18 protein-coding genes are annotated in these 23,878 nt (G+C 72.0%); 7 read left to right on the top strand and 11 right to left on the bottom strand.

Features of this window, described 5'->3' with window-relative positions; translation table 11 throughout:
* Positions 1 to 108: 108 nt before the first annotated feature.
* A complete protein-coding gene (locus IO36_RS18900; protein WP_063764882.1) occupies positions 109 to 1,086 on the bottom strand; it encodes a class I SAM-dependent methyltransferase in 978 nt (325 codons plus the stop codon).
* Between the two features lie 286 nt (positions 1,087 to 1,372).
* Positions 1,373 to 2,851, bottom strand: coding sequence for a cellulase family glycosylhydrolase (locus tag IO36_RS18905; protein WP_078943295.1), 1,479 nt, complete (start codon positions 2,849 to 2,851; stop codon positions 1,373 to 1,375).
* Positions 2,852 to 3,106: 255 nt separating this feature from the next.
* Between IO36_RS18905 and IO36_RS18910 the strand changes: the two genes are divergently transcribed.
* The 3 genes from IO36_RS18910 to IO36_RS18920 all read left to right on the top strand — a co-directional run bounded on the left by IO36_RS18910 (position 3,107) and on the right by IO36_RS18920 (position 9,581).
* The gene (locus IO36_RS18910) at positions 3,107 to 6,031 is read left to right on the top strand and encodes a glycoside hydrolase family 48 protein (RefSeq protein ID WP_037621384.1); all 2,925 of its coding nucleotides are present in this window, start codon (positions 3,107 to 3,109) and stop codon (positions 6,029 to 6,031) included.
* Between the two features lie 176 nt (positions 6,032 to 6,207).
* Positions 6,208 to 8,868 carry a cellulose binding domain-containing protein gene (locus IO36_RS18915; protein WP_037621387.1) on the top strand — a complete coding sequence of 887 codons (2,661 nt, stop codon included), beginning with the start codon at positions 6,208 to 6,210 and terminating at the stop codon, positions 8,866 to 8,868.
* A 182-nt stretch (positions 8,869 to 9,050) separates the two neighbouring features.
* The gene (locus tag IO36_RS18920; protein ID WP_037621389.1) at positions 9,051 to 9,581 is read left to right on the top strand and encodes a hypothetical protein; all 531 of its coding nucleotides are present in this window, start codon (positions 9,051 to 9,053) and stop codon (positions 9,579 to 9,581) included.
* A 182-nt stretch (positions 9,582 to 9,763) separates the two neighbouring features.
* Here the strand turns inward: IO36_RS18920 and IO36_RS18925 are convergent, their stop codons facing one another.
* The gene (locus IO36_RS18925) at positions 9,764 to 10,108 is read right to left on the bottom strand and encodes a hypothetical protein (RefSeq protein WP_037621391.1); all 345 of its coding nucleotides are present in this window, start codon (positions 10,106 to 10,108) and stop codon (positions 9,764 to 9,766) included.
* A gap of 125 nt (positions 10,109 to 10,233) precedes the next feature.
* Positions 10,234 to 11,178, bottom strand: a complete 945-nt coding sequence (locus tag IO36_RS18930) for a helix-turn-helix transcriptional regulator (protein WP_037621394.1) — start codon at positions 11,176 to 11,178, stop codon at positions 10,234 to 10,236.
* A gap of 39 nt (positions 11,179 to 11,217) precedes the next feature.
* Here IO36_RS18930 and IO36_RS18935 point away from each other — a divergent pair, with 39 nt between their 5' ends.
* On the top strand, positions 11,218 to 11,781 hold the full coding sequence (locus IO36_RS18935) for a hypothetical protein (RefSeq protein ID WP_245173340.1): 564 nt from the start codon (positions 11,218 to 11,220) through the stop codon (positions 11,779 to 11,781).
* Positions 11,778 to 12,281 (top strand): hypothetical protein, encoded by a 504-nt coding sequence (locus IO36_RS18940; RefSeq protein ID WP_037621398.1) that lies wholly within the window; start codon positions 11,778 to 11,780, stop codon positions 12,279 to 12,281. The genes IO36_RS18935 and IO36_RS18940 overlap by 4 nt, the downstream gene beginning before the upstream one ends.
* On the opposite strand, the gene IO36_RS18945 is transcribed toward IO36_RS18940, so the two are convergent.
* Both IO36_RS18945 and IO36_RS18950 read right to left on the bottom strand, forming a co-directional pair.
* Positions 12,247 to 12,969 carry a class I SAM-dependent methyltransferase gene (locus IO36_RS18945; protein WP_037621400.1) on the bottom strand — a complete coding sequence of 241 codons (723 nt, stop codon included), beginning with the start codon at positions 12,967 to 12,969 and terminating at the stop codon, positions 12,247 to 12,249. The genes IO36_RS18940 and IO36_RS18945 overlap by 35 nt on opposite strands.
* A 5-nt stretch (positions 12,970 to 12,974) precedes the next feature.
* Entirely contained in the window at positions 12,975 to 13,280 is a 306-nt protein-coding gene (locus IO36_RS18950) for a 4a-hydroxytetrahydrobiopterin dehydratase (protein ID WP_037621402.1), read from the bottom strand.
* 712 nt (positions 13,281 to 13,992) lie between these two features.
* On the opposite strand from IO36_RS18950, the gene IO36_RS18960 reads away from it, so the two are divergent.
* Complete coding sequence (locus IO36_RS18960; RefSeq protein WP_037621407.1) at positions 13,993 to 14,838, top strand: helix-turn-helix domain-containing protein; 846 nt, start codon at positions 13,993 to 13,995, stop codon at positions 14,836 to 14,838.
* A gap of 171 nt (positions 14,839 to 15,009) precedes the next feature.
* A complete protein-coding gene (locus tag IO36_RS18965) occupies positions 15,010 to 15,873 on the top strand; it encodes a helix-turn-helix domain-containing protein (protein WP_037621409.1) in 864 nt (287 codons plus the stop codon).
* Here IO36_RS18965 and dnaK read toward each other — a convergent pair.
* The 5 genes from dnaK to IO36_RS18990 form a co-directional block, all read right to left on the bottom strand.
* Positions 15,867 to 17,768, bottom strand: coding sequence for a molecular chaperone DnaK (gene dnaK, locus IO36_RS18970; protein WP_037621410.1), 1,902 nt, complete (start codon positions 17,766 to 17,768; stop codon positions 15,867 to 15,869). The genes IO36_RS18965 and dnaK overlap by 7 nt on opposite strands.
* 143 nt (positions 17,769 to 17,911) lie before the next feature.
* Entirely contained in the window at positions 17,912 to 18,337 is a 426-nt protein-coding gene (locus IO36_RS18975; RefSeq protein WP_037621412.1) for an OsmC family protein, read from the bottom strand.
* 162 nt (positions 18,338 to 18,499) lie between these two features.
* Positions 18,500 to 20,236, bottom strand: coding sequence for a vWA domain-containing protein (locus IO36_RS18980; RefSeq protein WP_107065762.1), 1,737 nt, complete (start codon positions 20,234 to 20,236; stop codon positions 18,500 to 18,502).
* 71 nt (positions 20,237 to 20,307) lie between these two features.
* On the bottom strand, positions 20,308 to 21,369 hold the full coding sequence (locus tag IO36_RS18985; RefSeq protein WP_037621417.1) for an ATP-binding protein: 1,062 nt from the start codon (positions 21,367 to 21,369) through the stop codon (positions 20,308 to 20,310).
* Between the two features lie 189 nt (positions 21,370 to 21,558).
* The gene (locus tag IO36_RS18990; RefSeq protein WP_245173372.1) at positions 21,559 to 23,577 is read right to left on the bottom strand and encodes an alkaline phosphatase family protein; all 2,019 of its coding nucleotides are present in this window, start codon (positions 23,575 to 23,577) and stop codon (positions 21,559 to 21,561) included.
* Positions 23,578 to 23,878 lie beyond the last annotated feature (301 nt).

A 23,878-nucleotide genomic window follows, 5' to 3' on the forward strand; every position in this document is an offset into this window, starting at 1 on the left:
GGCCCGCACGGGCCAACTGTCCGTCGAACTCCGGGAGTTCATCACTTGGAGCACACTCGATGTCAAGGCCGGTGAGCCCCGCGCACCGGGCGGGCGGCGGCCTTTGGACTACTCGGGCTTCACCCCGACGTACACCGTCATCGCGGTCAGGACGAACACGTCCGGGCGGTGGTGCACGCTCGCCTTGTCGTCCGGGTCGAGGAGCCGGTCGAGCGTGGCGACGTCCTCGGCGGTCAGCCCTTCGGCGAGCCCCTCCCGCCTGCGGGTCAGCTGGCTGACGACGAAGGCGCGGGCCTCGTCCGAGACCGGTGCGGGCAGGTCGAGCAGGAAGGTGCGGGTCGCCGTGTGGCGCAGCCCGACGGAGGTGAGCAGGGCGGGCCAGTCCTCGGTCTCGGCCACCGATCCCGGCAGCTCGGTCCGCATCCGGGTGAACCACTCGTCGTGCACGGCGTCGATGCGGGCCTCCAGACCGGGCCGGCCGATGCCGGTGTCGCGCGGGAGGAAACGCGTGGGCAGGCCGCCCTCCAGCAGGGCGAGGGTGCCGCCGGGGGCGAGGCTCCGGACGAAACCGGTGAGCGCGGCCCGCTGGTCGCCGACGTGGTGCAGCGACCGGCTCGCCCACAGCAGGTCCGCCGGGTACTCCAGGTCGCCGACACCGCCCGAGAGTTCGGCCTCGACGGTGCTGAAGCGGTCGGCGAAGCCGAGTCGCCCGGCACGGGCCCGGGCCTCCGTGAGCAGCGCCTCGGCGCCGTCCACGGCGACGATCCGGGCGGCGGGGAACGTCTTGGCGAACAGACCGGAGATCACGCCCGGGCCGCTGCCCGCGTCCACGATCAGCCCCGGATCGGCCCGCAGCTCCCGCAGCCACTCGGCAGCCTGGACGTAGGCCGGGGTGAACAGCTCCGCCTCCTGGATCAGCAGGGGCAGCATCTGGGAGAAGTCCATGTGGGTGTCGCCGTGCGGATCGCCGTGCCCGTGGCCCTGGGCGGCGCCGTGCCGGTGGCCGTGGTCGTGCGCCCCGCCCTGCGCGGGTGCCGGTGCCGTGCCGTGGCCGCCGCAGTGCTCGTGGTCGTGGTCCTGTGCCATGGGACAAGCCTCTCTCTCGGGATGAGGACAGCGTGCGCCGCCTCTCCCGGAATCGGCCAGTCGTGTTGCTCGAACGGCAAAATGGGGCGCCGCCGGAAACCCGGACGGGCCCATGGCGGACACAGGGCGCGCGCGGGCGGTGGTTCGCGGTCCGCCGGGGCCGGGGAAGGGATGAGGACCCCGGCGGACCGCGCGCGGTCACCCGGTCACAGGGCCGGGTAGGCGTTCTGGATCTTGCGGTCTGCCCCGCTGATCACTGTTCTTGCGCGGCTCATGTCGGGGTTCCTTATCCGTTGAGGGCGCGCAGGTGGTCGCGCAGCCCGATGCCGTAGGAGGTCGGGGTTCCGTCGTAGTTCGAGATCAGAGACGGGCCCGAGGAGCAGTCCCAGGTGTTCCAGGTCCAGCCGAGGTACGAGAGCCCCCGGTCGTCGAACCACTTCATGACGGTGTCGACGAAGGAGTGGGAGCAGGTGTTCTCCCCGATCTCCCCGGCGACCAGCGGGACCTGGGCGGCGACGGGGGCCAGGGTCGAGTTCCAGCAGCTCTCGCTCGCGCAGGTGTTGAAGTTGTAGACGTGGTACGCGGCGACGAGATTGCCGGTGGGGTCACTGGGTTTGTACGTCAGCCACTGGCTCAGGTCGTTCGAGTACGCGAGCCCGCCGGCCATGATCACGTTCTTGGCGCCGGTGGCGCGCACCGCGTCGACCAGGGACTGCATGCCGGCGACCTGGTAGGAGATGCCGGGGCAGGTGCCTCCGTCGCGCCAGCAGGTCCACGCCTGGGCGGTCGTGGAGGTCGCGCGGTCCGGGTAGGGCTCGTTGAACAGGTCGAAGGCGACCGCCTGGTCGTCCTTGAAGGTGCTCGCGACGGAGGACCAGAAGGATGGCGTGTACTGCGCGTCAGGCATCGGCTTCTGGCAGGTGGCGTGCACGTCGGAGCAGCCCGCCGAGTTGCCGGTGTACTGGCCGTAGGTCCAGTGCAGTTCGACGATCGGCGTCATGCCGTGCGCCTCGACCTTGGCCACCAGGTCCTTGACCGCGGCGATGTAGTTGGCGCCGGCGTACTCCGGTTTGACGTTGGAAAGCCCCAGCCAGCACTCCTCGTTGAGCGGGATGCGGACGGTGTTGGCCTTCCAGTCGGCGATCGCCTTGACCGAGGCGTCGTCGACGGGACCGTCGAAGAAGCCGTAGCCCTGGACGCACATGAACTCGCCGCCGGAGCGGTTGACGCCGAGCATCCTGCGGGTGGCTCCCGCGGAGTCGACCAGTTTGTTGCCCGAGACGTGCAGTTTCGGCGCCTCGCCGCCGGACGGCGGCGGATCGGTGGGGGTGGGGGTGGGCGTCGGCTGGGTGTCCACGTTGCAGGTGGTGCCGTTGAGCTTGAAAGCCGTCGGCAGCGCGTTGCCGCCCGACCAGGAGGCGAGGAACCCGGCGCTGACACTCGCGCCGCTCGCGAGCGAGCCGTTCCAGCTCTCGTTCGCGGCGGTGACCGTCGTACCGGACTGGGACCACTTGGCGTTCCAGCCCTGGGTGACCTTCTGCCCGCTCGGGAAGTCGAAGCCGAGGCTCCAACCGCTCAGCGCGGCCATGTTGTTGGTGATCTTCACCGAGCCCTGGAAGCCGGTGTCCCACTGGCCGGTGACCGAGTACTCCACCGTGCACGCGGGAGTTGCTCCCGAGGCCGTGACGACCGGCGCGACGGCCGTGCCCACGAGGGCGACGGCGGCGCCGATCACCAAGAGAGACAAACGCGGGGGGTGACGCATGAAGCGACTCCTTGCAGCTCTGCCGCGCCGTGACGGACGCGTCGACTGATGGAACCGCTCCCACTGGTGCGGATGAAGCTAGCGCCAAGTGCCCGCGTTGCCCAGAGGAGTCACGCAGTTGATCTGTCGAATCATTTCGACTCTTCAAGCACCTTGACCGCCCACACCCCTCTCTCCAATATGGGAGCGCTCCCACTGGTTCAAGGCTTGTTGCTCCTCCCCCCAATCTCCGAGCCGCAAGGAGGAACCAGCACCATGGATCCCAGCCCTCGATGGAGACGTCGCAGCAGGTCACGGCGCCTGTGGACCGCCGTAGTGGCGGCCCTGGCCCTCCCGCTCACGACTCTGGCGACCGGTACGACTCCCGCACACGCGGCCACGGTCCAATGCAGTGTCGACTACAAGACCAACGACTGGGGCTCCGGCTTCACGGCGGATCTGACCATCACCAACCGGGGCACCGACGCCATCAACGGCTGGACCCTGACGTACGCCTACACCGGCAACCAGACGCTCACCAACGGCTGGAACGGCACCTGGTCGCAGTCCGGCAAGAACGTCACGGTGAACAACGCCGCCTGGAACGGGACGATCGCCGCCGGCACCGCCGTCACCACCGGCGCGCAGTTCACCTACAGCGGCACCAACACCGCCCCCGCGTCCTACGCCGTCAACGGCACCGCCTGCACCGGCGCGCACCAGCCGCCGATCACGGTGCTGACCAGCCCGGCGGCGGGCGCCGTCTACACCCAGGGCGACGCCGTCCCGCTGGCCGCGACCGCGGCGGCGGCCGACGGGGCGACCGTCTCCAAGGTCGAGTTCTACGACGACACGACCCTGCTCGGCACCGACACCAGCTCCCCGTACACGCTGTCGGCGTCGGGCCTCTCCGTCGGCGCCCACTCCATCGTCGCGAAGGCCTACGACAGTCTCGGCGCGTCGGCGGCCTCCACCCCCGTCGGCATCACGGTCGCCGCCGGGCCGGCGATCGTCGCCTCCCCGACCCAACTCGGCGTCCAGCAGAGCAAGTCGGGGACCTTCACGGTCAAGCTCTCGACCCAGCCGAGCACCAATGTGACGGTGGCGGTGGCCCGTACGGACGGCAACACCGGGCTGTCCGTGACCGGCGGGTCGAGTCTGACCTTCACTCCGTCGAACTGGAACACCGCGCAGACGGTGACGATCACCGCCGATGCCTCGGGCACCGGCTCCGCGACCTTCACGGCCTCGGCGACCGGTCAGGCCAAGGCGACGGTCACCGTGACGGAGCTGGCGGCGACCAAGGCGTACGACGCGCGCTTCCTGGACCTCTACGGCAAGATCACCAACCCGGCGAACGGCTACTTCTCCCCCGAGGGCATCCCGTACCACTCGGTGGAGACGCTGATCGTCGAGGCGCCGGACCAGGGCCACGAGACCACGTCCGAGGCGTACAGCTATCTGATCTGGCTCCAGGCGATGTACGGGAAGGTCACCGGCGACTGGTCGAAGTTCAACGCCGCGTGGTCGACCATGGAGACGTACATGATCCCCACCCACGCCGACCAGCCGACCAACTCCTTCTACAACGCGTCCAAGCCGGCCACCTACGCGCCCGAGCTGGACACCCCGAACGAGTACCCGGCCAAGCTCGACACCGGGGTCTCGGTCGGTTCGGACCCGATCGCGGGCGAGCTGAAGAGCGCGTACGGCACGGACGACGTCTACGGCATGCACTGGCTGCAGGACGTGGACAACACCTACGGCTACGGCAACGAGCCCGGCAAGTGCGAGGCGGGTCCGACCGCCACCGGTCCGTCGTACATCAACACCTTCCAGCGCGGCGCGCAGGAGTCGGTGTGGGAGACGGTGCCGCAGCCGACCTGCGACGCCTTCAAGTACGGCGGCAAGAACGGGTACCTGGACCTGTTCACCGGCGACTCCTCGTACGCCAAGCAGTGGAAGTACACGGACGCCCCGGACGCCGACGCGCGTGCGGTGCAGGCCGCGTACTGGGCCGACGTGTGGGCCAAGGCCCAGGGCAAGAGCGCCGACGTGTCGGCGACCGTCGGCAAGGCCGCGAAGATGGGCGACTATCTGCGCTACGCCATGTACGACAAGTACTTCAAGAAGATCGGCAACTGTGTCGGCCCGACGACCTGTGCCGCGGGCACCGGCAAGGACGCCTCGGACTACCTCATCTCCTGGTACTACGCCTGGGGCGGGGCGACCGACACCTCGGCGGGCTGGGCCTGGCGCATCGGCTCCAGCCACGTCCACGGCGGCTACCAGAACCCGCTGGCCGCGTACGCGCTCAGCACCAACGCCGATCTGAAGCCCAAGTCGGCGACCGGGGCGTCGGACTGGTCCACCTCGCTGACCCGGCAGCTGGAGTTCTACCGCTGGCTCCAGTCGAGCGAGGGCGCGATCGCGGGCGGCGCGACCAACAGCTGGGCGGGCCGTTACGCGACGCCGCCCACCGGCACGCCGACCTTCTACGGCATGTACTACGACCAGCAGCCGGTGTACCACGACCCGCCGTCCAACCAGTGGTTCGGCTTCCAGGCGTGGTCCATGGAGCGGGTCGCCGAGTACTACCAGCAGACGGGGAACGCGAGCGCCAAGGCGGTCCTCGACAAGTGGGTGGCGTGGGCGCTGTCCAAGACCACGATCAACCCGGACGGCACCTACCAGATCCCCTCCACCCTCCAGTGGTCCGGCGCCCCGGACACCTGGAACGCGTCGAGTCCCGGCTCCAACAGCGGACTCCACGTGACCGTCGCCGACTACACGAACGACGTGGGCGTGGCCGCCGCCTACGCCAAGACGCTGTCGTACTACGCCGCCAAGTCCGGCAACACCCAGGCGAAGACGACGGCCAAGGCGCTCCTGGACGGCATGTGGAACAACTACCAGGACGCCCTCGGCATCGCGGTCCCGGAGACCCGCGCCGACTACAACCGCTTCAACGACAGCGTGTACGTGCCGAGCGGCTGGACCGGCACGATGCCGAACGGCGACGCGATCAACTCCTCCTCGACCTTCTCCTCGTTGCGGTCCTTCTACAAGAACGACCCGGCCTGGTCGAAGATCCAGGCGTATCTGGCGGGCGGCGCCGCGCCCTCCTTCACGTACCACCGGTTCTGGGCGCAGGCGGACATCGCCCTCGCCATGGGTTCGTACGCGGAGCTTCTCGAATAGTCCCCGCTGTGGCTCCGGGTACGCGGTCCTGTCCCTGACGGCAGGACCACCGGCCGGGCGGTCCTCACCCCGCTGAGGACCGCCCGGCCATCACTTTTCCCGCCGTTTCCCGACGTTCGTCCGGCGTTCCGCCGCTCCCCCTCTTTCCCCCCGCCCCCTTCGGAGAGGACCCCACCGTGCGAAGAACCCGCATCCTGACGGCCGTACTCGCGCTCGCCGCCGGATTACTGGCCGGCACCCCGCCCGCGCTGGCCGCGAGCACCCCGAAGGCGACGGTCGCGGCGGACACGTACACCTGGAAGAACGCGCGCGTGGACGGCGGCGGCTTCGTGCCCGGCATCGTCTTCAACCGCTCCGAGAAGAACCTCGCCTACGCCCGCACCGACATCGGCGGCGCCTACCGCTGGGTCCAGGCGACGAAGAGCTGGACCCCGCTGCTGGACTCGGTCGGCTGGAACGAGTGGGGCCACACCGGGGTCGTCAGCCTCGCCTCCGACTCCGTCGACCCGGACAAGGTGTACGCGGCCGTCGGCACGTACACCAACAGCTGGGACCCGACGAACGGGGCCGTCCTGCGCTCCTCGGACCGCGGGGCGAGCTGGCAGAAGGCCGATCTGCCGTTCAAGCTGGGCGGCAACATGCCCGGACGGGGCATGGGCGAGCGGCTGGCCGTCGACCCCAACAAGAACAGCGTGCTCTACCTCGGGGCGCCCAGCGGCAAGGGCCTGTGGCGCTCCACGGACTCCGGGGCGAGCTGGTCGCAGGTCACGGCGTTCCCCGACGTGGGCAACTACGTCCAGGACGCCACCGACACCAGCGGCTACGCCTCCGACAACCAGGGCGTCGTCTGGGTCACCTTCGACGAGTCGACCGGCACCCGGGGAAGCGCCACGCAGACGGTGTACGTGGGGGTGGCCGACAAGGACAACGCGGTCTACCGCTCGACGGACGGAGGCACCACCTGGTCCCGGCTCGCGGGGCAGCCGACCGGCTACCTCGCGCACAAGGGCGTCCTCGACGCGGTCAACGGCTATCTGTACGTCGCCTACAGCGACAAGGGCGGCCCGTACGACGGCGGCAAGGGCCGGCTGTGGCGGTACGCGACGAAGACCGGTACCTGGACGGACATCAGCCCGGTTGCCGAGGCCGACACCTACTACGGCTTCAGCGGGCTGACCGTGGACCGGCAGCACCCGGGGACCGTGATGGCGACGGCCTACAGCTCCTGGTGGCCGGACACCCAGATCTTCCGGTCCACCGACAGCGGCGGCACCTGGACGAAGGCGTGGGACTACACCTCCTACCCGAACCGTTCGAACCGCTACACGATCGACGTCTCGTCCGTGCCCTGGCTGACCTTCGGCGCGAACCCGTCGCCGCCCGAACAGACCCCCAAACTCGGCTGGATGACCGAGGGCCTGGAGATCGACCCGTTCGACTCGGCCCGGATGATGTACGGGACGGGCGCCACGGTCTACGGCACCGAGAACCTCACCAACTGGGACAGCGGTACGCAGTTCACCGTCAAGCCCATGGTCCAGGGCCTGGAGGAGACGGCCGTCAACGACCTCGCCTCTCCCCCGTCGGGCGCTCCCCTGCTGAGCGCGCTCGGTGACATCGGCGGATTCCGGCACACGGATCTGACCAAGGTCCCCGCGATGATGTACACCTCGCCGAACCTCACCACCACGACCAGCCTCGACTACGCCGAGTCGAACCCGAACACGGTGGTGCGCGTCGGAAACCTCGACTCCGGTCCGCACATCGGGTTCTCGACGGACAACGGCGCCAACTGGTTCGCGGGCACCGACCCTTCGGGCGTCACCGGCGGCGGTACGGTCGCCGCCGCCTCGGACGGCAGCCGCTTCGTGTGGAGCCCGGCGGGCACCGGCGTGCAGTACACCACCGGGTTCGGGACGTCGTGGTCCGCGTCGAGCGGCATCCCCGCCGGCGCGGTCGTCGAGTCGGACCGGGTCGACCCCAAGACCTTCTACGGCTTCAAGTCGGGCAAGTTCTACGTCAGTTCGGACGGCGGGGCGACGTTCACGGCGTCCGCGGCCGCGAACCTGCCGGCCGGGGACAGCGCCCGCTTCAAGGCGCTGCCCGGCACGAAGGGCGATGTGTGGCTGGCGGGCGGGGCGAGCGACGGCGCGTACGGGCTGTGGCACTCGACGGACTCGGGCGCGACCTTCACCAAGCTGTCGAACGTCGAGCAGGCCGACACGATCGGCTTCGGCAAGGCGGCGACCGGATCCTCGTACCAGACGCTCTACACCAGCGCGAAGATCGGCGGGGTCCGCGGGATCTTCCGGTCGACGGACAAGGGCGCGAGCTGGACCCGTATCAACGACGACGCCCACCAGTGGGGCTGGACCGGCGGGGCCATCACCGGGGACCCGCGGGTGTACGGACGGGTGTACGTCGCGACCAACGGCCGCGGGATCGTCTACGGCGACACCTCGGACACCGGGGGCGGCGACGGGGGCGGCGGTACGGACCCGACGCCTCCGCCGAGCGGGGCCTGCTCGGTGACGTACCGGATCACCAACCAGTGGCAGGGCGGCTTCCAGGCCGACGTGTCACTGGCCAACACGGGCACCGCCGCCTGGACCGGCTGGACCCTGGGCTGGTCCTTCGCCGACGGCCAGAAGGTCACGCAGCTCTGGAACGCCGACTACACCCAGTCGGGTTCGGCGGTGAGTGCCAGGAACGTCGGCTGGAACGCGAACGTGGCGGCGGGCTCGACGGTCGCCTTCGGCTTCACGGGAAGCTGGACGGGGGCGAACACGAAACCGACGGTCTTCAAGCTGGGGGATCGGACCTGTGCGGTGAGTTGAGCGGCGCCGCAGCACCAGAGCCGGTGTCCGCCGGGGGGTCGCCCGACGGACACCGGCCCGTGCCTCCCAGCGGGCGGGACCCCGAGCTGATCACAACTCCGTCACCTTGTTCATCTTTCACTCACATGTCCTTCACATGCCTCGATATCGTCACCCCACAACGAGCCATCCCTGGGGGGACCATGTCGTACAGCCAGCCACCGCCGGGATTCGGGCCGGGGCCCGGGCCGGCGCCTCAGCCGAGCCGGCCCCGTTGGGCCCGCAAGCGCTATGTGCTGCCGTCGATCGCCTTCGCTTTTCTCGTCGGCGTCGGCGCCGGCGGCAGTGACAGCGGCGACGGCGCGCAGAAGGCCAACACCACCAAGGCTGCCGCCGAGAAGGTACGGCCTGCCCCCACGGTCACCGTCACGACGACCGCCACGGCGACGGCGACCGCCAAGCCGAAGCCCGCGCCGACGGTGACCGCGACGAAGACCGTCAAGGTGAAGGTCACGGTCACCGCGCGGGCCGCCTCCGACAGCGGCTCCGGTGGCAGCGGCGGGGGCGGCGGAAGCGCCGTCGGCACCTGCTCGATCACCTCGAACGCCGGGAACTGCTACTCGGCGGGTCAGTACTGCCGCAACGTGGACCACGGCGCGAGCACGACCACCGCGGGCGGCACCCGGATCACCTGCGCGTACCGGTCCGGCGGATGGCGCTGGACGTACAGCTGACGGTCCCCGGAACACGGGCGCGGCGACGCCCGACAGCAGCGAGCCCCGCCCCGGTGCATCACGCCGGGACGGGGCTTCAGCAGCATCCCCGACTTGTTCGTCGTTGAATGCCTGATGGAAATCAGCGTAGCGAGGGCCACTGACAACGCCCCCGCGGAACGGGCCCCGGCGCCCTGTGCCCGTCAGGGTGAGCTCAGGGGCCAGGCCTCGCAATGGGGATCCGCGACACACGCGTCCACGGACCTGCGGTCCCGCGTGGCACGCTGCAGCTCGGCCTCCGAGAACATCTTCAGCTGGTCCGGCAGCCGGTCGCAGACGCCGGGACGGGAGTCGGCGCTCTCCCCACGGTCGTAGTCGTCCGCGGACATGACCCCGACCCAGGCGTCCACGCACGCCTGATGGGCCCGTGCGGCGGCCGCCACGGAGGGATGCGTCCATGCGGTGGGCCCGCTGTCGCCCGCGAGTCCGGAACAGCCGGCGAGAGCGAGCCCGGCAGTGGCGAGCAGGGCGGTGGCGGAGCTGCGCATGGTTCCCCCCGGGTGACGCGGTGTCGGGGTCCGGACGCTAGCGGCGGCGCGTCGGCCCGGGCCGCGGATCGGCCGGGTGTCACCCGGCCGTGTGTCACCCGAACGTGGAGGGTCCCCCGCTGCCTCTACGCGTACCTGCGGGCCAGTTCGGCGACGGTCCCGGCGATACGGGCCCGCAGCTCCGGCGGTTCCAGGACCTCGACCGCCGTCCCGAGCCGCAGGAACTCGTCATGGGCGTGGGCCGGCGACTCCACGGGGACGGTGGCCCGGACCAGACCGTCCCCGTCCGGGGCGCCGTCGACCGTCACGGCACGGCCCTCGAATGCGTTCGCGAGGGTGGTGGGCGCGATCCGCACGACCGCCTCGCCCGGGTGCAGCCGCTCGTGGAAGTCGCGCTGGTACGCGGTCCAGTACGCGGCCAGATCGAAGTCGCCGGGGCGGGTGAACTCCTCGTCGGAGACGGTCAGTCCGAGGATCTGGTCCACCCGGAAGGTACGCGGTCCCGGTCCGGCGACGACGTACCAGCGGCCCGCCTTCAGGACGAGACCGTACGGCTCCAGCCGGCGCTCCACGTCGGTGGGTTCGCGCCAGCGGCGGTAGCGGACGTCGAGCACCCGGCCGTTCCACACGGCGTCCGCGACCGCGGTCAGGTACGGGGTCTCCTCGGCGCGTGCGTACCAGCCCGGCGCGTCCAGGTGGAAGCGGCCGCTCACCCGGTCCGCGTGCTCGCGCAGTTCTCCCGGCAGGGCGGCCCGCACCTTGAGCTGGGCCGCGGCGAGCGTCGAACCGAGTCCGAGTTCGGCGGCGGGTCCGGGGACACCGGCGAGGAACAGCGCCTCGGCCTCGCCGGCGGTCAGGCCGGTGAGGCGGGTGCGGTAGCCGTCCAGCAGTCGGTAGCCGCCCGCGTGTCCCGCGTCGCCGTACAGCGGCACGCCCGCAGCGCCGAGCGCCTCGACGTCCCGGTACACGGTCCGGACCGAGACCTCGAGCTCCTCGGCGAGCTGGGCGGCGGTGAGTCTCCCGCGGGTCTGGAGCAGCAGCAGGATGGAGACGAGACGGCTGGACTTCACTGACACAGGATGTCAGTGAAGCGGCTCTAACGTCCGGTCATGGCTTCAACCCGCTCCACATCGCGTTTCCCGGCCCCCGTGGCGGCGCCCGCTCCGGCGCCCTCCGGGGTGCCCCGGGCCCCCACCGGCTTCAGGGAGAAGTTCCTGACCGTGCCGCCGCCGATCGAGGTGGCCGGACGGCGGATCAAGCGCTACCACGTGACGGCGGACCCGGCCGGCATCGAGCCGGAGATCGTCCGGGCCGCGTACGCGACGCTGCCGCGGCTGCTCCCCGAGCCGGACGGCACCCCGCCCGCCACGTTCGTCGTCCTGCACCGCGGCGGCGACGACAGCACCTACCTCTGCGCGTACAGCTGGGTCTGGGACAACGTCCTGCACTTCCGGGCCGCCGCCGCGGGGCAACCGGTCCTCGGCTGCCCCGACCGGGACCCGGCGCACTTCACCGTCACCCAACTCCCGTGGATCGGCTGCGTCTGGGAGCTGCCGCCGATCCTGCACGAGCGGGATGCCTGGGTCCGGCACCTGCTCGCCCCCGAAGTACCCGACCTGGACGCCTACATGACCGATGCGCTGCCCGAGGGCACCACAGGAGACCGCACATGAACGACGCCCCGCACGACACTTCGGCCGCCCGCGACTTCGCCTTCCTTCTTGGGGACTGGGACGTCGTCAACCGCCGTCGCACGGACTACCTCGACCCGCAGAGCGACTGGGAGGAGTTCCCGGCGGCCAGCCACTGCCGGAGCCTGTTCGGCGGCGCGGCGAACCTCGACGAGATCGACGTACCGAGCCAGGGGTGGACGGGGCTGACGCTGCGCCTCTTCGACGTGGAGACCGGGCTGTGGTCGCTGAACTGGTCGTCCAGCCGCAGCGGACGGCTGTTCCCGCCGGTGTTCGGCCGCTTCGGGGCGGACGGTCGCGGCGAGTTCCTCGGCGACGACACCTACGCCGGGAAGGACGTACGGGCGCGGTTCGTGTGGTCGGGGATCTCGGAGACCACGGCGCACTGGGAGCAGGCGTTCTCCGTGGACGGGGAGAAGACCTGGCTGACCAACTGGACGATGGAGTTCACGCGCCGGGTGCCCGGTACGCCCGCAGGGTGAAGTCCGGTTCACGGCGCGGGACATCAGGTCCCGGCAGGGTCTCGACGCGTTCGGCCAGTCTGGGGCCGCCGGCCGCGTAGAGGTCCCCGCTGCGGATGTACTGGGCCACGCGGCGCGGGGTGCGGCCCTGGCCGTGGCCGCGGAAGAGGGCCGTGCCGCTCGGGACCAGGCCGTGCTCGGCGGCGTACCGCGTGAGGCGTTCGGAGCCGTCCTCGGCGGGCTCGGCGCGGCAGTGCGCGGTCAGCGCGTCGATGTCGCTGCCGACGTGGTGGGACGCGGCCTTGTCGACGGTGGTGACGAACACACCGCCGGGGCGCAGGACGCGTACGGCCTCGGCGACGACGGGGCGCGCGTCGTCGAGCAGATGGAGCAGCCAGACGGCGCACACGGCGTCGAACGAGCGGTCCGGGAAGGGGAGCCGGCGGGCGTCGGCGCGGACGACGGCTCCGGGGAGGCGCTCGGCAGCCCGGCGTGCCATGCCGTGGGCCGCGTCCGCTCCCGTCACCCGCAGTCCCGGCCGCGCGGCGGCGAGCCTGCTCGTCACGATGCCGGTGCCGCAGGCGAGGTCGAGCAGGTCACGGGCGGCGTCGGGGACGAGCGCGAGGACGGCGGCGGCAGCGGCGACGGCCCTCGGCTCGCCGCCCCGGGTCGCGTCGTACCGGCCCGCCTCCTTGTCGTAGTCCAGCACGGGGGTCAGCTCGCCCCGTGGGCCGGCGCGAGCTCCTCCACCCTGCGGGCGAGGTCGAAGTCGAGCGTGGTGACGGCGCCGCCGACGCTGTGGGTGTTCACGGTGAGGGAGATCGTGTTGTAGCCGAGGGTGAGGTCGGAGTGGTGGTCGAGCTCCTCCTGCACCTGGGCGATGTGCACGACCATCGCGGTCGCCGCGAAGTGGGTGCCGAGCCGGTACTTCCGGGCGAGCCGGTCGCCTTCCAGCGACCAGCCGGGCAGCTCCGCCAGCCGCTGCTCGATCTGCTCGGGCTCCAGCGCTTCGACGGCCATGGACGTGATCCCTTCGTACGGCGGGCGGGGCGGGGGTCCGCGCGGGACGGGATGCCGGACCGGCGGCGAAGGGCGACCGGAGCAGCCCCCGCCCAGCGTGCCACAGTCGGCATCCCCCGGCAGGGCACACACGTCGGGCAACCCGACCTGCGACGCCCGGACGGGGGGCACCGGCCGGGCGTCACAGGTCGGCCGGCCCCGGCCGGGCGTCGCACGTCGGGCGGCCCCGGCCGGGCGTCGCACGTCGGGCGGCCACCGGCCGGGCGTCGCACGTCGGGCGGCCACCGGCCGGGCGTCACAGGTCGGGCGGCCACCGGCCAGGGGCCACCGGACACCGCCCCGGATGCGCCACCGGTGTCGTCCCCACCCACTCACGCCTCCCAGCCGGGGAGGAGCCGGGAGCGCCGGCCGGGGACAGGCCACTGGCTCTGCCGGGAGCCGGCCGCCGCCTCCAGCCGGGAGCGGGCCGTCGCCTCCGCCCGGGAGCGGGCCGTCGCCTCGGGCCCGTGCCGCTTCGTGGCGACCGGGGCAGCCGGGCTCCCGGCGGCCTCCCGCAGGGGCCCGCACCGCATCCCGGGCGACAAGCGGCCGGCCGCCCGCGCGCGGAAGCCGGCCGACGGACCGGCGGACCGGCGGACCGGCGGACCGGCGGACCGGCGGACCGGTGATCGTGGGGCGGGCGTGCGCCCGTTTCCTCGGCTACGGTCGTCGCATGAGCATCGACCCGTCCGGTCCCGTCGCCGTCCCAACTGCCGCCGCGGGCACCGGTGTCGGGCCGTTGCTGCGCGGCTGGCGGGAGCAGCGGCGGGTGAGCCAGCTGGAGCTGGCGCTGCGGGCGAACTCCTCGGCGCGGCACATCAGTTTCGTGGAGACGGGCCGCTCGCGCCCCAGTGAGGAGATGGTGCTGCGGCTCGCCGAGCACCTCGACGTCCCGGTCCGGGAGCGCAACGCGCTGCTTCTCGCGGCCGGTTACGCCCCCCACTATCCCGAGACCCCGCTCGACGACCCGTCGATGGACGCGCTGCGCGAGGGCCTGGAGCGGCTGATCCAGGGCTACGAGCCGTATCCGGCGCTGGTGGTCGACGCCACGTACGACGTCCTCGTCGCGAACCGGGGCATCACGATGCTGCTGGACGGTGTGCCGGACCGGCTGCTCGTGCCGCCGCTGAACGCGATGCGGCTGACCCTGCACCCGGAGGGCCTCGCGCCGCGCATCCGCAATCTGCGGGCGTGGCGGAACCATCTGCTCGCCCAGATGGACCGGCAGATCGCGCTCCGCCGTTCGGAGCCGCTGCGCGCGCTGTACGAGGAGGTGGCCGCGTACCCGATGCCGGACCGGGACGCGGAGACGGACACCGCCGACGGTGAACCGTCCGGTCCCGTCCATCACTTCGCGCTCCCGATGGTGATCGAGCACGAGGGCCGGGTGCTGTCCTTCCTGTCGTCCATCTCGACGTTCAACACCCCGATGGACGTGACGGTCGCCGAGCTGGCGGTGGAGACGTTCCTCCCCGCCGACCCGGCCACGGCCAAATACCTTCACGGCATGGGAGCATGACGGACGGTCACCGGCGCCGGATGGCCGGACGCGCGCTGGTGCGACGGACCCGCGCGCGGGCGTACGGTTCCCCAAACCGCCCTGAACGCAGATGTGTTGGGGTCGATCGATGATGGTTCCGCACGGGCATGGCACACTGCACGCAGACTTCGGCGCGTGGGGAGGCGTGGCGTGAGTGAGCGGCGGCCGGCACCCACGGTGGGGCAGGTGGTGCTGGGGCGACGGCTCCAGGAGCTGCGCGAGGCCGCCGGCCTGAAACGGGAAGAGGCGGCGCGTGTCCTGCGGGTCGCGCCGGCGACCGTGCGACGCATGGAGACGGCCGAGGTCGCCCTCAAGATCCCGTACGTCCAGGTCCTGCTGACCACCTACGGGGTCGCCGAGAGCGAGGCGGAGACCTTCGTCGCGCTGGCCGAGGAGGCGAACGAGCCAGGCTGGTGGCAGCGGTACCACGACGTGCTGCCGGACTGGTTCAGCATGCACGTCAGCCTGGAGGGCGCGGCCCGGATGATCCGCAGCTACGAGCCGCATTTCGTGCCGGGGCTGCTGCAGACGGAGGACTACGCCCGGGCCGTGCTGGAGGCCGGGACGGTCGGCCAGACGGGTACCGACGCCATCGACCGGCACGTGGCCCTGCGCATGAAGCGGCAGGCGCTGCTCACCCGCGAGAACCCTCCCCACCTCTGGGTGATCATGGACGAGACGGCGCTGCTGCGTCCGGTGAGCATCCGGGGCGAGGTGATGCGCGACCAGATGGACCGGCTCCTGGAATGGGTCGAGCTCGACCATGTCACGCTGCAGGTGGCCGAGTACGCGTCCGGCCCGCACCCGGGGACGTACACGTCGTTCGCGCTGTTCCGCTTCGCCGAGCGGGAGCTGCCCGACATCGTCTACAGCGAGTACGTGACCGGCGCGCTGTATCTCGACGCGCGGGAGGAGGTGGCCCTGCACCTGGAGGTGCTGGACCACATGTCCGCCCACGCCGCCTCCGCCGAGCGTACGAAGGACATCCTGCGGGAGTGCCGCGACCGCTACTGAGCGCTGCCCGGGGTCCCTCGTCCGTCGCCGCCCTCGCGTTCCTCGTCCACGATCTCCGCGTCCACCACGGCGTCGTCCTCCGCGGCCGTCCGCCCGGCCGGCCCCTCGGTGGGCGGCCGGTCCTCGGGGCCGGAACCCTGCTGGGCCTGTGCGTACATGGCCTGCCCCATCTGCTGGCTGACCCCGGCCAGTTTCTCGATGGCGCCGCGCAGCGCGGCGGTGTCGGTGGAGGAGTCCTCCAGGAGCTGCTTCAGGTCGGCGGCGGCCGCGGCGACCCGGGTCCTGGTGTCGGCGGGGATGCGGTCCTCGTTGTCGCGGACGAACTTCTCGGTCTGGTAGACGAGTTGCTCGCCCTGGTTGCGGGTCTCGGCGGCCTCCCGGTTGCGCCGGTCCTCCTCGGCGTACTGCTCGGCCTCGCGCACCATGCGGTCGATGTCGTTCTTGGGCAGGGCGGAGCCGCCGGTCACGGTCATCTTCTGCTCGCGCCCGGTGGCCAGGTCCTTCGCGGAGACATGGGTGATCCCGTTGGCGTCGATGTCGAAGGCGACCTCGATCTGCGGGACCCCGCGGGGCGCGGGCGGCAGTCCGGTGAGGTCGAAGACTCCGAGCTTCTTGTTGTACGCGGCGATCTCGCGCTCGCCCTGGTAGACCTGGATGCCGACCGAGGGCTGGTTGTCGGCGGCCGTGGTGAAGATCTCCGAACGCCGGGTGGGGATCGTGGTGTTGCGCTCGATGAGCGTGGTCATGATGCCGCCCTTGGTCTCGATGCCGAGGGACAGCGGGGTGACGTCGAGCAGGAGCACGTCCTTCACGTCGCCCCGGATGACTCCGGCCTGGAGTCCGGCGCCGAGGGCCACGACCTCGTCGGGGTTGACGCCCTTGTGCGGGTCCTTGCCGGTGAGTTCCCTGACCAGGTCGGAGACGGCGGGCATCCGGGTGGATCCGCCGACCAGGATGACGTGGTCGACGGCCGAGAGCTTCACCCCGGCGTCCTTGACGGCCTGGTGGAAGGGGGTCTTGCAGCGGTCCAGCAGGTCGGCGGTCAGCTCCTGGAACTGGGCCCGGGTCAGCTTCTCGTCGAGATGGAGGGGGCCCTGGGCGGTGGCGGTGATGTAGGGCAGGTTGACGGTGGTCTCGGTGGACGAGGAGAGCTCGATCTTGGCCTTCTCCGCGCCCTCGCGCAGCCGTTGCAGGGCCATCTTGTCGCGGCCCAGGTCGATGCCGTGCGCGGCCTTGAAGCGCTGGGCGAGGTGCTCGACGACCCGCTGGTCCCAGTCGTCCCCGCCGAGCCGGGTGTCCCCGTTGGTGGCCTTGACCTCGATGACCCCGTCGCCGATCTCCAGGAGCGAGACGTCGAAGGTGCCGCCGCCCAGGTCGAAGACGAGGACGGTCTGTTCCTCCCCGCGGTCGAGTCCGTAGGCCAGGGCGGCGGCGGTCGGCTCGTTGATGATCCGTAAGACCTTCAGGCCCGCGATCTCGCCGGCCTCCTTGGTGGCCTGGCGCTGCGCGTCGTCGAAGTAGGCGGGGACGGTGATGACGGCGTCCGTGACGTCCTGACCGAGGTAGGCCTCCGCGTCCCGCTTCAGCTTCTGCAGCACGCGGGCGGAGAGTTCCTGGGCGCGGTAGCGGGTGCCGTCGACACTGCCCTTCTCGGGGAAGTGCCAGTTCACATCGCCCATGTACCGCTTCACGGACCGCGCGGTGCGCTCCACGTTGGTCACGGCCTGCCGTTTGGCGACCTCGCCGACCAGCACCTCTCCGTTCTTGGCGAAGGCCACCACCGAGGGCGTGGTGCGCGCTCCCTCGGCGTTGGCGACGACGGTCGCCTCACCGCCCTCCAGGACGGCCACCACCGAGTTCGTCGTCCCGAGATCGATCCCGACCGCACGTGCCATGTCCGTCCCCTTCCGCCCACGGCTCTGCCCGCCCTCAAGCACAAAACCTGTGTTCTCGCTTGTCAATGGCGCGGACGGCCACGTGGGGCGGACACGACGATGCCGCGCCCCCGCGGAGGGGACGCGGCATCCGGTGACGGCCGTCAGGCGAGCTTCGCCGACAGGGTGATCGTCGTTCCGGTCAGGGCCTGGCTGACCGGGCAGTTCTTCTTGGCGTCCTCGGCCGCCGCGGCGAAGCCGTCCTCGTCGAGACCCGGCACCGTGCCCTCGACCGTGAGGTGGATGCCGGTGATGCCCTCGCCGGGCTGGAACGTCACATCGGCGTTCGTGACGAGCTTGGTGGGCGGTGTCCCGGCACCCGCGAGGGCGTGCGAGAGGGCCATGGAGAAGCAGCTGGAGTGGGCGGCCGCGATCAGCTCCTCGGGGCTGGTCTTGCCGTTGGCGTCCTGGGCCCGCGACGCCCACGTCACCGGCTGCTGGCCGATGCCGGAGGAGTCGAAGGTGACGACGCCGTTGCCCTCGAGCAGGTTGCCTTCCCACACGGTGTGGGCGGTGCGCGTGGTTGCCACGGTGAGTCCTTTCGGGTGTGGTCCCGTTGCCGGGGTCCGTGACTCCATCCGATCACACCCGGGGCCGGTGCACCCGGCGGTTCGGGCGGCGACCTGCCGGTGCGTGTCCGGGATTTCGTCGCCGCGGGGCCCGTCCGGGCCGGGCGGGAGACCGCGGGAGGCTCAGGTCACCCGGAAGACGGGCCCGCGGGCGGTGAACGGGAGCCGCGCGCCGGACGGCACCAGATAGGCGTGCTCACGGCGCACCCGCAGCACGTCGCAGTATCCGTCCGTGATCACCAGGACGGGCGCGCCGGGCGGGAAGTCCTCGGCGCGGTGCAGCAGGTCGACGCCGGGCTGCAGCACGGTGCCGCCGCGCCCGTGCACCCGTACGCGTCCTGCGATCTCCGCGACGGGCAGATAGCCGGCGTCGTGCGGGGCGGTGTCGCAGAACACCACGCGCGCGGCCGGTACGTCGCGGGCCTCGGCGTACGAGGCGATGGCGCCCAGCGCCTTGCCGAGCAGGGTGCGGTCCATGGAGGCGGAGGTGTCGAGGACGACGCCGAAGGTGCAGCGGGCGACCTCCTCGGGCGGGTACCAGCGGCCCGCGCGCGGGATGTCCGGGGTGGACGCCTGCCGGCGGGCGGGGCGCGCGTACGACCGCAGCGGCTCGGGCCGGGGCACGAACTCGTCGAACCAGCGGGCGAGCCGGGCGTCCCAGGGCAGCGGCGGGTGGCTGAGCGCGCGGATCTCCTCGACCAGACCGCCGGGCAGGAAGCCGCGCTCGTGCCGCTGGTGCAGGTCCAGGCCCCGGGCCAGGCCGCGGCGGTAGAACTCGTCCAGGTCGACGTAGTCGCGGGGAGCGCCGAGCGGTCCGCCGAGGATGTCGCCGGCCCCCTTGCCGCGCAGGGTCGCGAGGCGGCGCATGCGGCGCAGGTCGCCCGCGAGCCGGTCGTACACCTCCTCGGCCGAGAGGTCCTTCAGGTCCGGGTCGTGCAGAAGTCCCTCGGGCATCCTGCCGACCTGCATCTCGCACAGCCAGCCGTTGATCACGTAGTCGGCGGCGACGTTGAAGAGGTACGGGTCCCGGGTGCCGCAGCGGTCGCCGTGGCGCAGGGCGGCGTGCAGCATCTCGTGGGCGAGGACGAACCGCCATTCCTCGTCGTCGAAGCGGCACAGCGGATTGATGTAGATCTCGGCCGCCCCGGTGTCCACGGCGGCGACGGAGATGCCGTGGGCGCGGGCGAGTTCGGCGTCGGCGACGAGGGTGATGCCCGCGGCGAGGCCGCCCAGCAGCGGATAGGAGGACACGAACCAGCTCAGTGCGCGCTCCCAGGGCCGGAGCGGGACGGGCTTCTCGCCCATGGACGTGCGTCTGCCGCCCGCCACGTCCATCGCGGCGGACATGGTGCGGGTCAGCCCGTGCGCGAAGGCCACCTGCCAGTCGGCCGGGGCGGCGCCGTTCCAGGCGTTCCAGGAGACGAGGACCTGGTCCGGTTCGGCGCCCGCGGTGCCGCAGCGCTCGTACCGGGCCGGGATCCCGTCACGGCGCCAGAGGGCGGCGAGCCGGTCCTCGTCGCCGTCGGGGTAGGCGGCCGGGAGGTGCTCGGGGCCCGGGCCCGGCGAGAAGCCGAGGAGGAAGCGGTTGACCACCACGCAGCGGGCGGCGAGGTCGTACCGGTCGGGCTGCTCGCGCGTCCCGGCCGCGGCCGGGACGTGGCCGAAGCCCAGGTGGATGACGGCGTGCGCAACGGCCCAGGCCCAGGCGGCCGGTTCGGCGCGGCGGAACGGGTTGACGTGCAGGGTTCCGTTGGAGTCGACGGTCACCAGTCCGTCCCGGGGAGCCCTGGGGCAGTTCTCCTCCCGGCAGACCCGGAAGCCGACGGCGTCCAGCGCCGGGTTGGCCATGGCCAGCCGCATCCCCTCGGCGAAGGCCTCGGCGGCGGGATCCGGCTTGTCCTTGGCCTTGGCCTTCGCCTTGCGGGAACGGCTCACCGGCGCGCCTCCACCAGACGCGGCATGTCCCGGGCGGCCTCGACCAGGAACCAGGCCGGCAGGACGGGGTTGCCGTCCGCGTCGGAGGCGATGACGCTCTGGGCGACCTCGACGGATATCTCGGCGAGCTGGACGAGCAGGGACTTCGCCCGGTACGCGGTCCGGCGGGAGTTCGCCGAGATGTGGTCGCGCCCGGCCGGGAGTTCCTTGACGAGCCGGCCGCGGAAGGACTCGGCGAGGTAGTAGAGGAGGTCGCGGTCCTCCATGCGGGAGGGCCAGCCGGCGTCGCCCTTGAGGATGGCGTCGATGCCGAAACGGCTGCGCACGATCTTGACGTAGCCGCAGAACGCGACCGCGTGCGCGGGCGTCAGCGTGCCGTGGGCGACGACCTTCAGGGTCTCCTCGTCGATCGCGGGCCCGAAGGAGCCCAGCGCGTCGGAGAGCATGTGCCAGGACCGCGGGGTGGAGAAGGGCTCCTCCGTCTTCGGCGGCTTGGACCACAGGTGGTCGGGGCGGTCGGTGAGGTGGTCGAGCACCCAGGGGTGGATGTCGTTGGCGGCGGCCCAGGCCAGCCAGTCCTTCGGGGAGGCCTCCAGGTGGACGTGGGTGAGCCGGTTGACCAGCGCGGAGGCGATCGGACGGGCCAGCGCGTTGTCCGTGGCGCGGTTGCCCGCGCCGATGACGATGGAGCCCTTCGGCAGCTCGTAGTCGCCGATGCGGCGGTCCAGGATCAGCGAGTAGAAGGCCTTCTGCACATCGGGGGTGGCCGCGTTCAGTTCGTCCAGGAACAGACAGTACGGCTCGTCGCGGGCGATGGCCTGCGGCGGACAGAAGACGGACCGGCCGTCGCGGATCTGCGGCACGCCGATGAGGTCCTCGGGCGCGAGCTGCGTACCCAGCAGGCTCACGCACTCCAGCCCGAGCGATTCGGCGAACTCCCTGACCAGGGAGGACTTTCCGATGCCGGGGGCACCCCAGAGGAAGACCGGCCGCACGGTGGCGAGGCCGAGCAGCAGCTCCGGGACACGGGAGGGAGTGACGGTGACGGCAGCCTGCACAGGCGAACTCCTGGGAACGGTGGGAGAGATGGCGGAAGGGGCGCGAAGGTCACGCGCGCGAGGGCGCGGTGTGCGCCGCCCCCAAGTGTGGGCGCCGCCCCCGTCCCCCGCCTCTCATTTTCCGGCGGGCACCGCCTCACCGGAGGCCTCGCCGAAGGCCCGCTCCCGCGCCCGTGGCCGAGCCGGCGCTCAGGCGGCCTGTTCGTCCGGGCGATCCGCCGGCAGCGGTATCTGGGGGCCGTCGCACTCGCCCAGCCAGCGCCGCAGCACCTCGTGCACCCGCTCCGCGCCGACCAGTTCGCCGTCCGCGCCCGCGGTTCCCGGGTCCGTGCCGGCCGGCGCGGACAGTGTCAGCGGGGAGAGCAGGAAGGGGTACCCCTGGGCACCGCCGAGCCCGCCGTGCGAGCCGATCTGCTCCTCGAAGGCGAGGACTTCGCCCTCGACGGGGTCGTACGCGGAGTTGACCATGATGTCGGCGGTGTGCGGGAAGGTGTGCGTGCGCCGCACCGCCGCGGCGGCGCCGGGTCCGAAGTCGGCCAGCGGGCCCGGATGGCCGTCGTGGAGCCGGTCCACCGGGATCTCGGCTCCGTGCGCGCCGAGCACGAGCCCGCCGTGCTCCTCGCTGCGCACCAGCAGGAAGCCGACGCCGGGGTGGTTGGCGAGCGTGGACAGCAGCGCGGGGTGACGCCGGTCGATCTCCTCCCGGCTCATGCGGTGCGCGACGTCCGGGAAGGAGACCAGTCCGAGGTTGCCGGAGGCCAGGACCAGGGGTTCGGAGCGGCGCCCCGCCGGCCGCCGCTCCTCGCGCTCCTCGACCGGTCTGCGCAGCGCGGCCCGGACGGCGGTCCTGGCCTCGGCGCCGCTGTGGGTACGGCGGACCCTGCGGGGCACGGGCAGCCCGCAGCCCGCCCGGACCAGGTCGCCGAGGCTCAGTCCGAACCGGGTCTGGAAGGTCTCGCCCGGGCTCTGGCCGTGGTCGGAGAGCACCACGATCCGATACGGCCGCGGGGCGTGCTCGGCGACCTTCTCGATCAGCGCGAGCGACCGGTCGAGCCGCTCCAGGATCCGTTCCGCGTCCCTGCCGCGCGGCCCGGAGTGGTGCGCCACCTCGTCGTAGGCCACCAGGTCCGCGTAGACCGCGTTGCGCCCGGCGAGCATGTCGCCGATGACCGCGGCGACCACGACGTCCCGTTCGACGACGGTCGCGAACGCCCGGACGAACGGGTACAGCCCGCCCCGCTTGACCCGGGGCCGGCGCCGCTCGACGCGGGCCCGGGTGGACTGCCCGATCTCCCGGAAGACCTCGGCGACGAACGACATCGCCGTGCGGACGGCGTTCGCCGGGTCGGAGAAGTAGGCGAAGTACCCCGCCCGTGAGCGGTTGTCGCGTCCCCGGCGCGCGGCCACGGACAGCACGAGGGCGAGTTCCTCGGCGCCGCCGCCGAAGAGGTTGCCGCGGCTCGCTCCGCCGAGGGCGAGCAGGCCCCCGTCGCCGGTGCGCTCCACGGCCCGCCGCTGGAGTTCGGCGGCGCTGGTCGGCCGGTTGCAGACCATCACCTCCTGGGTGTCCTTCTCGTACCACCGGAACGCGGGCACGTCGTGGTTGCTGCCGTGCAGGATGCCGAGCTGGCTGGCTCCGGTCTGGCTGGACCAGTCGGTTCTCCAGCGGGTGAGCCGGTGACTGGGACGGGCCCCGCCGAGCCATCGGGCGGCGGTCGGCATCAGGTCCCGGCCGATCGCCTCGCGCAGCACGTCGTGCCCGACACCGTCGAGCTGGAGGAAGACCACACCGGGTGTCGAGGGTCCGGGCTCACCGGCCGCGCGTCTGCGGCGCCGGTCGGCGAGGCGGTAGAGCCGGCGGCGGTACGCGTCGTCGTCCCGCACGGCGAGGGCCGCGCCGGTGGCGGAGGCGACGGCCGACATCACGGCGGCCACGACCACGGCGGTCTCCGGGGCGGCCTCTCCGCGCCCGGAGGGGTTGAGGCGCAGGGCGATCAGCAGCAGCGAGCCGTTCAGGAAGAAGACGAGCAGTCCCAGCACGAGCGCGGGGACGAGCAGCAGGGTCCGTACGAGCAGCGGCCACACCAGTGCCGACAGGAGACCGAAGACGCCCGCGCCGGCCGCCGCGGTGACGGCGATCCGGGTCGCGCTGTCCCCGCTCGGCGACTGGAGCCGGAAGTCGGGCAGCGCACCGGCGAGGACGAGCATCGTCACCGTGGACGCGGCCCACACCGTGATGCTGCGTCCGGCCGCGCCGGCGAGGCGCCGCCACCGTCCCTTGTCCACGCCCAGCCCACCTCACGTCCCGGCCCGCCCGGTCCGCGCGGACTCCTCCCACCCTGTCACAACGGCCGGAGGTCCCCAGAAGTCCCCAAAAGCCGCACGAAGTACCCGACGGAGTCCGCCGGGGAGCGCGCGGGTACGGGGAGAGGGAGGCGGGTGCTGGAGGCGGGTGCGGGTGTCGGGAGGCGGGTGTCGGGAGGCGGGTGTCGGGAGGCGGGTGCCGGAG

Source organism: Streptomyces aureus, from assembly GCF_000725495.1.
Taxonomy (GTDB): Bacteria; Actinomycetota; Actinomycetes; order Streptomycetales; family Streptomycetaceae; genus Streptomyces; species Streptomyces aureus_B.

Excerpts from the sequence above, each read along its gene's own strand:
- dnaK (WP_037621410.1), bottom strand. The coding sequence starts at position 17,768 with ATGGCACGTGCGGTCGGGATCGATCTCGGGACGACGAACTCGGTGGTG.
- IO36_RS18900 (WP_063764882.1), bottom strand. The coding sequence starts at position 1,086 with ATGGCACAGGACCACGACCACGAGCACTGCGGCGGCCACGGCACGGCA.
- IO36_RS18910 (WP_037621384.1), top strand. The coding sequence starts at position 3,107 with ATGGATCCCAGCCCTCGATGGAGACGTCGCAGCAGGTCACGGCGCCTG.
- IO36_RS18920 (WP_037621389.1), top strand. The coding sequence starts at position 9,051 with ATGTCGTACAGCCAGCCACCGCCGGGATTCGGGCCGGGGCCCGGGCCG.
- IO36_RS18950 (WP_037621402.1), bottom strand. The coding sequence starts at position 13,280 with ATGGCCGTCGAAGCGCTGGAGCCCGAGCAGATCGAGCAGCGGCTGGCG.
- IO36_RS18935 (WP_245173340.1), top strand. The coding sequence starts at position 11,218 with ATGGCTTCAACCCGCTCCACATCGCGTTTCCCGGCCCCCGTGGCGGCG.
- IO36_RS18960 (WP_037621407.1), top strand. The coding sequence starts at position 13,993 with ATGAGCATCGACCCGTCCGGTCCCGTCGCCGTCCCAACTGCCGCCGCG.
- IO36_RS18925 (WP_037621391.1), bottom strand. The coding sequence starts at position 10,108 with ATGCGCAGCTCCGCCACCGCCCTGCTCGCCACTGCCGGGCTCGCTCTC.
- IO36_RS18980 (WP_107065762.1), bottom strand. The coding sequence starts at position 20,236 with ATGCGGCTGGCCATGGCCAACCCGGCGCTGGACGCCGTCGGCTTCCGG.
- IO36_RS18940 (WP_037621398.1), top strand. The coding sequence starts at position 11,778 with ATGAACGACGCCCCGCACGACACTTCGGCCGCCCGCGACTTCGCCTTC.
- IO36_RS18905 (WP_078943295.1), bottom strand. The coding sequence starts at position 2,851 with ATGCGTCACCCCCCGCGTTTGTCTCTCTTGGTGATCGGCGCCGCCGTC.
- IO36_RS18990 (WP_245173372.1), bottom strand. The coding sequence starts at position 23,577 with ATGCTCGTCCTCGCCGGTGCGCTGCCCGACTTCCGGCTCCAGTCGCCG.